Annotated in this window: 13 protein-coding genes and 1 other RNA gene; 3 read left to right on the top strand and 11 right to left on the bottom strand. The window is 39.0% G+C overall.

Features of this window, described 5'->3' with window-relative positions:
• Window positions 1-23 precede the first annotated feature (23 nt).
• The 4 genes from aceA to M3210_RS03250 form a co-directional block, all read right to left on the bottom strand.
• Window positions 24-1,301, bottom strand: a complete 1,278-nt coding sequence (gene aceA, locus M3210_RS03265; protein WP_251511363.1) for an isocitrate lyase — start codon at window positions 1,299-1,301, stop codon at window positions 24-26.
• Entirely contained in the window at window positions 1,301-2,902 is a 1,602-nt protein-coding gene (gene aceB, locus M3210_RS03260) for a malate synthase A (protein ID WP_251511358.1), read from the bottom strand. Before aceB ends, aceA begins: the two co-directional genes overlap by 1 nt.
• A gap of 354 nt (window positions 2,903-3,256) precedes the next feature.
• Complete coding sequence (locus tag M3210_RS03255) at window positions 3,257-4,075, bottom strand: alpha/beta fold hydrolase (RefSeq protein WP_251511355.1); 819 nt, start codon at window positions 4,073-4,075, stop codon at window positions 3,257-3,259.
• Between the two features lie 125 nt (window positions 4,076-4,200).
• On the bottom strand, window positions 4,201-4,683 hold the full coding sequence (locus M3210_RS03250) for a ribonuclease H-like YkuK family protein (RefSeq protein WP_432806974.1): 483 nt from the start codon (window positions 4,681-4,683) through the stop codon (window positions 4,201-4,203).
• 346 nt (window positions 4,684-5,029) lie between these two features.
• Between M3210_RS03250 and yidA the strand changes: the two genes are divergently transcribed.
• The gene (yidA, locus tag M3210_RS03245; protein ID WP_251511350.1) at window positions 5,030-5,851 is read left to right on the top strand and encodes a sugar-phosphatase; all 822 of its coding nucleotides are present in this window, start codon (window positions 5,030-5,032) and stop codon (window positions 5,849-5,851) included.
• A 207-nt stretch (window positions 5,852-6,058) separates the two neighbouring features.
• Window positions 6,059-6,364 carry an iron-sulfur cluster assembly accessory protein gene (locus M3210_RS03240; RefSeq protein WP_251511349.1) on the top strand — a complete coding sequence of 102 codons (306 nt, stop codon included), beginning with the start codon at window positions 6,059-6,061 and terminating at the stop codon, window positions 6,362-6,364.
• A gap of 260 nt (window positions 6,365-6,624) precedes the next feature.
• Here M3210_RS03240 and M3210_RS03235 read toward each other — a convergent pair whose 3' ends face one another.
• From M3210_RS03235 to secG, 7 genes are all read right to left on the bottom strand, one after another.
• Window positions 6,625-6,831 (bottom strand): DUF4177 domain-containing protein, encoded by a 207-nt coding sequence (locus tag M3210_RS03235; protein ID WP_251511348.1) that lies wholly within the window; start codon window positions 6,829-6,831, stop codon window positions 6,625-6,627.
• Between the two features lie 811 nt (window positions 6,832-7,642).
• Window positions 7,643-8,003: a transfer-messenger RNA gene (gene ssrA, locus M3210_RS03230) on the bottom strand.
• 92 nt (window positions 8,004-8,095) lie between these two features.
• A complete protein-coding gene (smpB, locus tag M3210_RS03225; protein ID WP_251511347.1) occupies window positions 8,096-8,560 on the bottom strand; it encodes an SsrA-binding protein SmpB in 465 nt (154 codons plus the stop codon).
• Between the two features lie 75 nt (window positions 8,561-8,635).
• Window positions 8,636-9,442: a zinc transporter ZupT gene (zupT, locus tag M3210_RS03220; RefSeq protein WP_251511346.1), complete on the bottom strand. Its 807-nt coding sequence runs from the start codon at window positions 9,440-9,442 to the stop codon at window positions 8,636-8,638.
• A gap of 166 nt (window positions 9,443-9,608) precedes the next feature.
• The gene (gene rnr, locus M3210_RS03215; protein ID WP_251511344.1) at window positions 9,609-11,837 is read right to left on the bottom strand and encodes a ribonuclease R; all 2,229 of its coding nucleotides are present in this window, start codon (window positions 11,835-11,837) and stop codon (window positions 9,609-9,611) included.
• Window positions 11,838-11,886: 49 nt separating this feature from the next.
• Complete coding sequence (locus M3210_RS03210; RefSeq protein ID WP_251511343.1) at window positions 11,887-12,633, bottom strand: alpha/beta hydrolase; 747 nt, start codon at window positions 12,631-12,633, stop codon at window positions 11,887-11,889.
• Between the two features lie 74 nt (window positions 12,634-12,707).
• Complete coding sequence (gene secG / locus M3210_RS03205) at window positions 12,708-12,938, bottom strand: preprotein translocase subunit SecG (protein ID WP_251511342.1); 231 nt, start codon at window positions 12,936-12,938, stop codon at window positions 12,708-12,710.
• 256 nt (window positions 12,939-13,194) lie between these two features.
• Between secG and M3210_RS03200 the strand changes: the two genes are divergently transcribed.
• Window positions 13,195-14,115 (top strand): alpha/beta hydrolase, encoded by a 921-nt coding sequence (locus M3210_RS03200; RefSeq protein WP_251511341.1) that lies wholly within the window; start codon window positions 13,195-13,197, stop codon window positions 14,113-14,115.
• Window positions 14,116-14,117: the final 2 nt, after the last annotated feature.

The raw sequence follows: 14,117 nt of genomic DNA, 5'->3' as shown, positions 1-14,117 counted from the left end.
ATCGGGTTACTCGCTCTGATACGTTAACTTGTGAACTGCTCTTCTTCTGTTGATCCAGTTAATGCGGTAGTAGAAGATTCTCCTCCAGAAATAACTTGTGCCACTTCATCGAAGTAACCTGTACCAACTTCACGTTGATGTCTTGTAGCTGTGTATCCATGCTGCTCACTCGCAAATTCAGCCTGCTGCAACTCAGAATAAGCTGCCATACCTTCATCTTTATATTTTCTTGCAAGTTCAAACATGCTATGGTTCAATGCATGGAAGCCAGCCAATGTAACGAACTGGAATTTATATCCCATTTTTCCTAGCTCACGTTGAAAATTAGCAATCTCAGCGTCCGACAATTTCCGTTTCCAATTAAAGGATGGTGAACAATTGTATGCCAACAATTTATCTGGATATTTTTCATGGATTGCCTCGGCAAAGCGACGTGCCTCCTCCAGATCCGGTTCTGATGTTTCACACCAGATCAAGTCTGCATATGGTGCATAAGCTAAACCTCGGGCAATCGCCTGATCAAGGCCCGCTTTTGTTCGGAAGAATCCTTCGGAAGTCCTCTCACCAGTGATGAACGGTGAGTCATACGGATCAACATCACTTGTGATCATATCTGCAGCATTCGCATCCGTCCGCGCGATAATTACCGTTGGAGTACCCATCACATCTGCTGCAAAACGAGCGGCAATCAAGTTTTTCACAGCTGTTTGTGTCGGCAGAAGTACTTTCCCGCCTAGATGGCCGCACTTCTTCTCAGAAGATAATTGATCTTCGAAGTGGACCCCAGCCGCACCCGATTCAATCATCCCTTTCATCAGTTCGAATACGTTCAACTGTCCGCCGAAACCCGCTTCTGCATCCGCAACAATAGGTGCAAACCAATCGATATCATTTTCCCCTTCTGAATAATGAATCTGATCTGCCCGCTGTAACGCCTGATTGATGCGTTTTACGACATGAGGAACACTATTAGCAGGATATAAACTTTGATCCGGATACATATGACCTGATAGATTCGCATCCGCAGCAACTTGCCACCCACTCAAGTAAATTGCTTTTAATCCTGCCTTCACTTGCTGAACCGCCTGATTTCCAGTAAGTGCACCTAATGCATTGATAAAATCTTCTTCATTAATAAGCTTCCATAGCTTTTCTGACCCTCGTTTTGCCAACGTGTGCTCAATATCCAGTGAACCCCTTAAGCGAATCACATCTTCCGCGGAATAATCTCGTACAATACCTTCCCAACGTTGATCGTTCTCCCATTCTTTCTGCAATTGCTCTGCTCTTTCTTGATACATTAATTATTTCCCCCTTTGGTTAGTTGTTCATAAGCCGGTAACGTCAGAAACTCAGCAAATGAATCCTTTTTGATTAATTCCAGAAAAATCTCAGCCGCTTTTTCATAGTTTCCTTGTTTAAAAGCCTCTGCCCCAATCCGATCTTTTATCTTCAATAATTCCTCCTGAGTGATCGTTTCCACAAGCGTAAGCGTCACCTTTCTTCCATCCGACAGCACACCCTTTGGATACCTTACCCATTGCCAAACTTGTGCACGTGAAATTTCTGCAGTTGCTGCATCTTCCATCAAATTATTTATTGGTACAGCACCTCTACCTGATAACCAAGCTGCTGTATATTGAATACCGACACTCACATTTGTCCTTAGTCCTTCTTCTGTAATATCGCCTTCTGGCAACTGGATGAGATTATCTTCCGTCACCTCCACATCTTCTCGTTTTCTGTGTACTTGATTCGGTGTCGGCATTGCTTGATTAAATACATCTGTAACAAGCTCAACCATCCCCGGGTGGGCTACCCATGTGCCATCATGCCCGTCATTCGCTTCTCGTTCTTTATCCTTTCTTACTTTTTCAAATGCGATTTTATTTTTTTCATCATCATTTTTCACTGGTATATGTGCTGCCATCCCGCCCATGGCAAATGCATTTCGTTTATGACAAGTCTTAATGGCAAGTAAGGAATAAGCACGCATGAAAGGGACTTCCATCGTAACGGCTGCACGATCAGGCAATATCCTCTCTGGATCTTTGTGGAACTTCTTAATATAACTGAAAATATAATCCCAGCGTCCACAATTCAAACCAGCAGCATGCTCACGAAGTTCAAACAGTATTTCATCCATTTCAAACGCTGCGGTGATTGTTTCAATTAATACCGTTGCCTTAATAGTGCCTTGCGGAATACCGAGCTCATTTTGTGAAAAAACAAAGATATCATTCCAAAGTCTTGCTTCTAAATGGTTTTCTATTTTTGGCAAATAAAAATATGGACCGCTACCTTGAGCCAATAATTCTGAAGCGTTATGGTACAGGTAAAGCCCGAAATCTACTAAACTTCCAGACATTGGTTTTCCATTCACCATTAAATGATTTTCTTCCAAATGCCATCCTCTTGGACGGACGATTAGTACAGCCGGATTTTCGTTCAGCACATATTTTTTACCATTTGGTCCTGTAAAATCAATTGTTCTTCTCACAGCATCTTTTAAATTGATTTGACCATTCATCATATTTTCCCAAGTTGGAGAGGTAGCGTCTTCAAAGTCTGCCATAAATGCTTTTGCACCGGAGTTCAAAGCATTTATAATCATCTTCCTCTCTACGGGTCCAGTAATTTCTACCCTGCGATCTCGCAGGTCTTTTGGTATTTGTCCAACGGTCCATTCACTTTCGCGAATATGCTTCGTCTCTTCCAGAAATTTTAAGTGTTTTCCTTCATTAAGCTTTTTTTGGATCTGTTGCCTAATCTCTAATAAATTTCTTCGTCGTTCATCGAAGTTCGTGTGAAGCTTTTCCAGAAACTCCAACGCTTGAGGCGTCAGAATTTCCGGAAAGGTTTCCCTGTGCTCGATTTCCACGGCAGATTGATTGGTAAGCATCTTGATTCATCACCCCTTGTTGTACTATAGAAACAATAACCCCTCATTGTTATATAACAATAAAATCAAAAAAATTAATCACCCTCTTTTTTCGATAAACAATAATCACACTCCATCGTATAGCTTTTAGCATCCACTTCTTGACCGCACTCAGGACACGACACGTGACCATACTTTATCATGTTGTTTTCCTCCTTTTATATAACAATCTAATTAATTGTTATCTTGTTATAATACAGTCTATTCGAAATCAAATTATATTGCAACCCCTTTTTCTGAAAAAATAGAAGAATAATTATTCTTGTAAATTTCGTTATTTGAAAAGTGCTGATATACGAAGGTTTACCTGGTGATTCAACCGTCCAAAAAGGATAAAATATTTCGAGAAACTTCCTGCGATTTCTCCTCGGTAATTAAATGTCCAGCTTTCTCGTAGGTAAATAAATGACTATTTGGAAGGTCTTCTGATAAACGAACACCAATCTGTACTGGTACAACTCGATCCTCCAATCCCCAAATCAACAATACTGGTTGATGTATCTCCTTTAACTGTTCACTGCTTAGATCACCTTCACGGAAACGCAAAAGACGTATTAAAGTTTTATAGAAGTTCTTTTCTTGTAAAGGCTGACTATATGCTTCAATCAAGTCTCTCGATACAAAGGTTGTATCATATAACACATTCTCCAAATATTGTTGGACAGTCTTCTTATGCACGAACCGCTTGGCCACTTGTGCACTAAATGGAAGATAGGAAGCGTATCTTTGCCAAGCCCTTGCTTTATCCAAATAGCCAGAGCTCGCGATCAATACAAGTTTATCAATCCTTTCCGGCACCAGGATTGTCGAATGGAGAGCAACTTGACCACCCATGGAATGTCCTACAATTGAGGCCTTGTCCAAATTGAAATAATCCATGCAAGCAGTAATCAGCCTTCCATAATTCTCATATGTATACGTGAAAGTAGTGCTCTTCTCACTTTTTCCGAATCCCGGCAAATCAATAGCAATTATCGAATGGCTATCAGACAACTTTGGAATAACCCGTCGAAACGTAGAAACAGAGGATACAAATCCATGGATAAAAATGATCGGGGGTTTATCTTGAAGTAAATGTTCACAATAAATATTCATGTTTGACAAGCGAATGATTTCTTTTGTTAGCGACTTCATGATGATCATCTCTCCAGCTGTGTCATTTTCATTTTATTATATAAATCTCCATCAAAATTAAACATGCAGACAAACCCACATGTTTAATTAGTACTATACCCGTTTTTTATTAAATATATGGAGGATTACTTTGTATATCGATTTGCATAGGAACTGGCTACAAAAGCTTCTGGTTTGATTTTCGGCTCTATACCCAACGCTTCCATTCTTGCAAGCATTTCATTTACAAATATTCTAGTTTTATTTTTATCGCCAGAACCGATGTCAATATGACCTTCTATTGTAAAGGAACCACCGCGATATATATTAGGTAAAACAATCTCAATCAACTCTTCTTTTCTTTCTTCTGTAAACATACTGACAACTTCTTCTGTCAAACTCGTTTCAAAAGAAATTCGTTCATGCAGCTGGTTCATTTTCCTTGGTACGATAACTTTACGAATACATGCCCAGGCTCCTTTTGTTTCACATTGAATAACGATTCCGGTAATAAAACGAGTATACGTGGAATGAACTTGAGAATCTGTTCCGAACATCAATTTATAACTGCCGTACGGATCCTTTTCCATAAACCTTTTTATGTTCTGAAACACCTGTTGAAAAGACATGTTTTTTTCGCTTAAGTTTTCGAACGTGTAGTTGTATAAGTGGAATCTAGCCAAGAACATGACCTCCTCTTATGATTAAGATATGATGGACACCTTTTCATCGTTCAATTATAAGCTACATTCAAACCGAAAATTATAAAGATTATGTAAAATTAATGGTACGAAACTTCATATCCTATCTTTCTCCAGTGGCAGAAGCTTACTATTCATAGATTTCCCATATATTCCATTTTTATTTCAGAAAATCAGAGCCTTCTCGAAAATAGTATGGAAGTCAAACAAATCAATGAATAAAATGAGGAAATATCGTATAATGGACCTATCAGAAATTATAAGGAGCGTATTCATGTTTAAGTTAATTGCGATTGATATGGATGGAACATTATTAAATGATTATCATGAAGTTCCTCAAGAGGTAAAAGATACGTTAGTCGAAGCAAAAAAACTTGGAATCAAGATTGTGCTTTGTTCGGGGCGGCCAATTGTCGGCATGCGGGAATATGTAAAAGAATTGAATTTGAATGAAGCAGAAGACTATGCTATCGCCTTTAATGGTGCCTATATCGAGAATTCAAACACCGGTGAAGTAGTGAATGAGTTCTCTATGGAAAATAAGCATTTACTTCAATTGTATGAGCTGAGCCTTGAGTTGAATACACCGATGCATTTCTTTGATGTAGAACAACTATATACTCCCAATCAAAAGATCAGTAAATATACGATATTAGAATCCTACTTGAACGATATCCCTTTAAACTTCTGTCCGGTCAATGAATTTCCGAAAGAGCGCACTATCCCGAATATCATGTATATCAATGAGCCGAGTAAGATATCTAAAATAATGGAAAAACTACCTGAGGGATTAAGTGAAGAATACGCTATTGTAAAAAGTGCCCCACATTTCCTTGAATTTACTCATCCGGACGCAACGAAAGGTAATGCGGTCAAGTTACTGGCAACGAAGCTTGGAATTAAACAACATGAAATAATGGCCATCGGGGATAATGGAAATGATATCTCCATGATTCAATTTGCAGGTTGTGGAGTAGCGATGAAGAACGCGATTCCAGAAGTTAAAGCGGTCGCTGACTACGAAACCCTTACGAACAATGAAGGTGGAGTAGCTCATGCCATCCAAAAATTCATATTAGATCAAATGAAAGTGTAAAGTTTGGCAATCAAACTTCATACAAAAAATCGAACCAACCAACTGTGGTTCGATTTTTTTATTACTTTTCTTCAAAAATATGTACACAAAAGAGAAATGACCAGTAATATCGTTTTTACACAATGAAAAGTAGAATCTTTAAAAATGACTAATCGGATTATTTCATGAGATAATAAAAATAGAACCTTATAGATTGGAGACTTTAACATGAAATGTAAAATCAATCGTAATGCTGCAAAGGAATTAAAGAAAATGCTGGAAACCGATGAAGCGGAAGGCAAAATGATTCGAGTTTATATCGATCATATCCACGGGGACCATGCACATTACGGCTTAAGTCTGGATACTCCACAAGAACATGACGAAATTGTACAGACGGACAAAGATATCGAAATTTTACTGGATAGCCGCGAAGATTTTCTGGACGGAATCTGGATCCAATATTTCTATGTCGGGGACAATCCTGGATTTATGATTACGAACCCATCTAAAGGTGGACATGTACATCATTAAAAGGTAAATCCCATCTTTAAATTATTTACACCAAATTCGTTATGAAATGGGACATTAGGTCGGTTTGCCCTTCCTCTTGTCCCATTTTTATTGCCAATATCATTACTTTTTTAATCTAAAATTTTCTCGACGGATTGACGGGAATCTAAGATGTTATCCTAACTTATGCCTCCGCCCTAATTTTAAACACGAACGTTGTACTATGATATATGAAATAGAAAAATCCCTAAACATTATATATGCCAGGGATTTTTAAAGCTTTAACCAATATCTTTCTCCATTTTTTCTTTTTTTCTTTTAAATATTACCCTAAATAAAGCGGGAATCCCATATCCACTTATACCTGAATCAATTCGCATTAACTCCCAGCCTTCTTTTTCATGAGAATCAACGACGGATTGGTAGTCTTCTTCTGGCGAAAGTTTGAAAGCTGACAACTTGACCTCTACAACTTTATGTTCATACACCCAAATCCCCCCCCTATCCCCTACAATACATGTAACATACTATGTTAGTATGTATTATTAATATATCATTTTATACTATATTTTCAAAATAATCAGTGCTTATTGGATTTATAACTCTTAAAGAAAATATTAAATAACTGTAAAATACAATGACTATTAAAAGGAGATTTGAATACATAAGATTTACTGGGGAACATAAAGGTATCCTTTTTCTCGATTTTAATACAGCAAATTCACCTGAATTTCCACAGTCTGTTCTTGGTTGGTTTAAAAGTGTTATTGAAGAAAATGTTATAGTACCTCACGTAATGACCTTATCAACTGTCGACCAAATTGGAACTCATAATGCATGAGTATTAATTATATAAGTTTTGATATTTTGCAACATCAGCTACAAGTGGAAAAGGTGAATAATTAGAAAGCAATAAAACCTTTTATTGGCCGGAAGAAGTGAGACAAAGATACGGGGGATAACTTCTAAATTTCCAGCTAAAGTGAGCGTACTTGACTTCTCAGAAAGGTCAATAGGAGCAAAAATATTAACGTTAATCGAAAAGCAATGTAAGAGGTTAACACAGCGGAAAAAAATTAGTATAAACGTTGGATGTACTTAAGAATAAACCTAATACAGTTAGTGCTGATTGGATATTATTATATGCAGTTGATGCAAACGAGCTTTAATTTCTTACAGAGGAAATCCAGAAACAAAGCACATCCGGGTGACATACTTCATAAAGGAGATAGTTGGAATCTTCATTTTTATGGCCGTGATAGATTAGCTAGAAATAAAAAAACCACCAACATTATGTATTGGTGGAGACGGTGGGAATCGAACCCACGTCCAGAGATATTGCCACTCAGGCTTCTACACGTGTAGTTGGTATATTAGTATTTCGCTATCCACTCAGCCTACCAACAGGCTTTGTGAAAGCTAGTCTGGTTAATCTCGACTGACGATCCTCAGACGGTGGAAGTCAGTCCAGCCTGCTAGAGTTTGAGACCCTTCAATCTGCAACACAGGCAATTGCAGGAAGGATCCTTTAGTCAGTGCTTATGCAGCTGCTAAAGAGTAGTTTTCGTTTTTGCCAGTTATAGGCGTTTACGTTTTACGAGCCGTAACCTCGACGCGCAACCTGAGCTCAACCTACCCCTGTCGAATCCGTAACGTCCCCATAAAATGAGAACTGCTAGGGCTGTTTTCAAGCTCTGTGTTCATTATAGCATAAAGTGAACAAAATGAAAAGGGGGAGCGGGCAGTTGCCTCTTATTGGTTGTGCTCCTTCATCGCCCGGTCCGCATCCCGTTTCATTTGTTTCCGTTTCATATCTTCACGCTTATCAAATTTCTTTTTACCTTTACCTAAGCCGAACAGCACTTTTGCATAACCATTTTTAATATAAATTTTCAGTGGTACAAGCGTATATCCTTCTTGTTTCGTCAAACCGATCAATTTATCAATTTGCTTCCGGTGCAGCAACAGTTTCCTGGAGCGGGTCGGGTCATGATTGTATCGGTTGCCTTGTTCATACTCAGCAATATGAAGATTAACCAGATATACCTCTCCGTTTACAATCCGAGCGTGAGCATCTTTGATATTCACCCGACCGAGCCTTAGGGATTTAATTTCTGTTCCTTGAAGGACTATCCCTGCTTCATACGTATCTTCAATAAAATAATCATGTCGTGCTTTTCTGTTTTCTGCGATTGATTTTCCTAATCCTTTAGGCATGATTACACCTCCCACGAAAACCTTGCATAGAATATAATTCTATCAAATTCCAGCGAATATGCCAACAATCAAGGCCTATTGTAAATAAATGAGGCTGATTGCCATAATTGCCATACCTGCTATCACACCGTAGATCGATAAATGTGTTTGGTCGTAACGCTTTGCTGCCGGTAAAAGTTCATCCAACGAGATGAACACCATTATTCCAGCAACCATGGCAAAAATTATCCCAAACAATGCCTCACTTAAGAAAGGCATCAAAACAAGGAATGCAATGACGGCTCCTATCGGTTCAGCTAAGCCCGACAGAAAAGAATACTTAAAAGCTTTCTTCTTGTTCCCTGTAGCATAGTAAATCGGCACAGATACTGCAATCCCTTCAGGAATATTATGAATCGCTACTGCGACCGCGATGGCAAACCCAATCGAGGGATCTTGCAATGTCGAGACGAAAGTGGCAATCCCCTCCGGAAAGTTGTGGATAGCAATAGCCAACGCAGTGAACATTCCCATTTTCATCAATTCCGGATCGTTAATTGCATTTCCTGGTTTCTTCATATCCTCAACTTTTTTAACTTCATGGGGATTAGAGTACGTGGGAATGAATCGATCAATAATCCCAATAACTAACATTCCACCGAAAAATGCAACGACAGTTATCCAATACCCTTCTGTATCTCCAAAGGAAGAAACTAGTGCATCTTTTGCTTTGAAAAATATCTCAATCATTGATACGTAAATCATTACACCTGCAGAAAGACCAAGTGCAAATGAAAGGAATTTCGTATTCGTAGTTTTTGTAAAGAACGCGAGTAAACTTCCAACGCCGGTAGCAAGACCAGCAAAAAGCGTAAAAAGTAATGCTAGACCTACATGTTCCAATTTTTCACCCCCGCCATTACAGCGAATCAAAATGATATAAATTTACTTCTAGAATAAGTATATGTGAAACCCAACTTAGCTGTCAACAAATATTTTTACCATGCGCAACTTTTATTATAATTGAGAGTAAATAAAAACAGCGAGACCTCTCTCCCGCTGTTTATTTCTACTTTCTTCTTTTCCGTTTCTTCTTCATTCCATTCGCTTTTCCTTTGGAATTACTCTGTCGTTTTGCACCGACTTCTTGTTTCACTGGTTTACGACGTTTTTTTGGCTTGGCTTCCACAAGTTCAAAATCAACCACTCGTTCTTCAAGATTGACTTGAACCACCCTTACCTTCACAGCATCACCGACTCGATACATTTTTGCCGTATGCTCACCGATAAGAGCATGAGCCCGATCATTGTAATGATAATAATCATCCACTAAATAACTGACGTGGACAAGCCCTTCCACCGTGTTCTCCAGCTCCACAAAAAGCCCGAAGTTTGTTACAGAACTAATGACACCCTCATATTCTTCACCGACTTTATCAAGCATAAATTCGGCTTTCTTCAAATCATCCGTTTCTCGTTCTGCATCAACTGCACGCCGTTCCATCTCAGACGTATGTCTAGCAATTTCCGGAAGTGATTCTCTCCAGGTGGCAAGTGTTTTTCTATCCATTTCTTTATCAAAAAGATACGTACGGATCAATCGATGGACAATCAAGTCCGGGTACCTACGGATTGGAGAAGTGAAATGGGTATAAAACTCTGTTGCGAGTCCAAAGTGACCGACGCTCTCAGGTGCATATTTCGCTTGTTTCATAGAACGCAGCATCAATCGGGAAACAATCATTTCCTCTGGCTCATCTTTTAATTTTTCCAACACTTTTTGCAAAGCTTGAGGATGAACATCATTCGCCTTCCCCTTCACCGGAACACCTAAACTTGCTAGAAATTCGAAAAAGCTTTCTAATTTTCCTGAGTCTGGTTCTTCATGTATCCGATGGATAAATGGTACATCTAGCCAGTGAAAATGCTCTGCAATCGTTTCATTGGCAGCAAGCATGAATTCTTCGATTAAACGTTCTCCAACAGAACGCTCACGTAAAACTACGTCCGTAGCTTTACCATCATCATCCACGAGAACTTTTGCCTCTTTGAAATCAAAATCAATCGCTCCACGGCCTTTCCGCTTTCCACGTAAAATTTCCGCAAGCTTTTCCATATGTTCAAACATTGGTACCAAATCGGCGTACTTTTCCCGTAGCTCCTCATCAAGATCGACCAGAATTTTATTTACATCTGAATAAGTCATACGTTCCGTCGTATTGATCACACTTGGGAAAATTTCATGTTTCACTACTTCCCCACTGGAATTGAATTCCATTTCACAGCCAATTGTCAGACGGTCTACTTGGGGGTTGAGTGAACAAATACCATTGGATAATCGATGAGGAATCATCGGGATAACTCTATCGACCAAATATACACTCGTCCCTCTCTCAAATGCTTCTTTGTCAATTGGAGAGTCCTTTTCCACATAGTGTGTCACATCTGCAATATAAACACCAAGCAAGTAATTGCCATTATCCAACTTTTTTACTGAAACAGCATCATCCAAGTCTTTCGCATCCGCTCCATCGATCGTGACAATCACTTCATCGCGTCGGTCCTTACGTCCTTCCAACTCTTCCGGGGCTATTACCTCAGGAGTTTCAGCCGCCTGCTTTAACACTTCGTCAGGGAAATCGATGGATATGCCATGTTTATAGATGATGGAAATGATATCAATTCCCGGGTCATTTTTATGCCCAAGAATCTGAGTAATCTCCGCTTCTGCACTACTCCACGCTTCAGGGTATTTCGTAATCCGGGCAATGACTTTGTGACCGTCTACCGCACCGTTCGCTTTACTCTTCGGTATAAAGATATCATTAGGAATCCGCTTATCATCTGGTATGACAAATCCAAAATTCTGGTTATCATCATACGTTCCCACGACTTCTGTAACTGCACGTTCCAGTATACGGAGAACAACTCCTTCTGCCCGTTCGCCAGCATTAGAAGGCTTATCCCGTCGGACTAAGACCTTATCTCCGTTCATCGCAGAGGCTAAGTCCGATGGATTAATATATATATCCTCCTGCCCCTCCTCTTCCGGCAGCAGAAAAGCGAATCCTTTTTTATGCATTTGGATTTTTCCCAATACAAGGTTCATTTTTTCCGGTAGACCATAACGATTTTTTCTAGTACGGACGAGCTCACCAGTTTCCTCCAAGTGATTAAGTGTTTTGATTAATTCTTTAAATTCTTCTGCATCCGTAATCTCCATACTTTCTTCTATTTCATCCACACTTAATGGTCTCGAATCTCTTTCATTAAAAAATGTAAGAATTCTATCTTTCATCATCTCACCTACTTTCATTATATTTATTACCTTTCACAGCTTTTTTTAATCATTCTTTCCAATCGAGCTTATTCAAGAAGTCGAGGATGTCATTATGTAGTTCATCTTTTTGTTTATCTATCGTGATGACATGCCCTGATTCTTCGTACCATTTGATGTCTTTTAAGTCTGCCTCTACATTTTCATAAATGTAATTGGCACTTTCTGTGTTAATCATTTTATCTTGGCGGGCTTGTACTACAAATGTTGGTGTATAGATCGTATCGATATTTTCCCTAACCTCATCAATCTTTTCTTTAATCATTGGAAACAGCTTCGGTGCAGAAGTCATTAATTCCTGGACTTCTTTTTCTATCGTTCCTTTTTCCTTTCCTTCAAGCTGTTTATACTCTTTAGAAAACCACTCAAATCCTTGGGTCAACTGCTTTTCATTATCAAAAAACATTGGTGCGCACATGGAGATGATTCCTTTGATTTCTGTTGTGTAGGCAAGTTTCAATCCAAACACCCCACCCAACGAAAGACCGGCAACAGCAATTTCTTCGTATCCTAGTTCTTTTAAATGCTGGAAAGCTTGCTGAACATCTGCCCACCATTCATCAGCATTTGTTTTGACCAATTCCTCTGGCGGAAGTCCATGGCCTCGGTATATTGGTGCATGCGAAGTGTACCCTTCTTTCTCCAAATATCTCCCGAGCATTCTTACATCTGCTGTATGTCCTGTAAATCCGTGCAATAACAGTACAGCCCGAGGTCCAGCTTCAAAAGTAAATGGCATTGGCTGCTTAATTTTCATCCTAATCTGCTCCTTTACCAGCTATTTCAAAATTTTAAAAACCCTTACCACATGCGTGATAAGGGTAGACTTTACTATAAAACATATGCACTTAAAAATGCTAAGAGGAAAAAGATAACTCCTGTAACAATCGTACCACGATGTAAAATCAAGTCAATTCCTCTTGCTTTTTGCTTACCAAATAATTGTTCAGCACCACCGGAAATCGCTCCAGAAAGTCCTGCACTTTTCCCAGATTGTAATAGTACAAATACGATAAGAATAATTGCATCGATTACAAGTAGAATATTAACTGCCATCACCATGTTATAATGACACCTCCCGTGCGACTATAAGTGAAACTTCACTAAGATCTGAGGAATTCCATTCCCTTTCTCTACAGCAATTAGCTGAACAGATTCGGAGATTTACCCAGTTCAATGTGTATTAACTATTATATACTTTATCACAAGTATATTTTACATAGCAAGACTATTATTACATTTTCATTGATGGACGTTCAAACTTTTCCATTTTCTATTAAAGCACGTTATAATAGATAGTATAGGAGGATGAGGGTACATGAATGAAAGTTTTTGGTTTACTGCAAGCGACGATTGTGAATTATATATTCAAAAATGGGAAATAGGGCTTGCAGAAGCAAAAGCTGTAATTCTCATCTCCCACGGCATGACCGAGCATATCGGCCGCTATGATCATCTTGCATCCCACTTCAATAAACAAGGTTTCATCGTCTATGGTGACGACCACCGAGGCCACGGTAAAACCGGTGAAAAACAAGGCCAACTTGGTTTCATTGCTGAAAGCAATGGTTTTGATCGGATGGTAGAGGATACTCATGATCTAATTCAGTATATTAAAAAAGAACATCCCAGCTTGCCTATTTTCATTTATGGCCACAGCATGGGCTCTTTTATTGCAAGGAATTATATTCAAAAATATTCTCATGAAGTGGCGGGAGTAATACTATCAGGCTCTGGATTCTTCCCTGAAAAGAGCAGTAGATTAGGTCTAGAAATAGCCACACTTCAGGAACCGAGAAAAGAATCGACCTTGATGAACAATCTCGTATTCGGTAATTATAATAATAAGATAGTAGAGCGTTTGACCAGTTTCGACTGGTTGACTAGAGACAGCAAAGTCGTAGAGGAGTATGTTACTGACCCTCTTTCAGGATACGTCCCTTCTGCAGGTTTTTTCGTCGATTTATTGACAGGTATCTTAACGATGCAGGATGAAGAGAAAAATAAAGGAATCAGAAAAGATTTACCGATACTTTTTATTAGTGGTGATGCAGACCCTGTAGGAAATTATAGCAAAGGGGTATTTAAGGCAGCGGAAAGTTATGCAAAAGCCGATATAGAAAATATTCTTGTTGCCGTCTACCCAGAAGCCCGGCATGAATTGCATAACGAATTGAATAAGCAAGAAGTATTTCGATTTATCAACCAATGGATAAGTAAGCAACTTCATAAGGAGTGATT

The organism is Oceanobacillus luteolus, from assembly GCF_023715655.1.
In the GTDB taxonomy this organism is placed as follows: Bacteria; Bacillota; Bacilli; order Bacillales; family Amphibacillaceae; genus Oceanobacillus; species Oceanobacillus luteolus.
The sequence above is the reverse complement of the archived record's forward strand: the minus strand, read 5'-3'. Positions and strand labels throughout refer to the sequence as shown.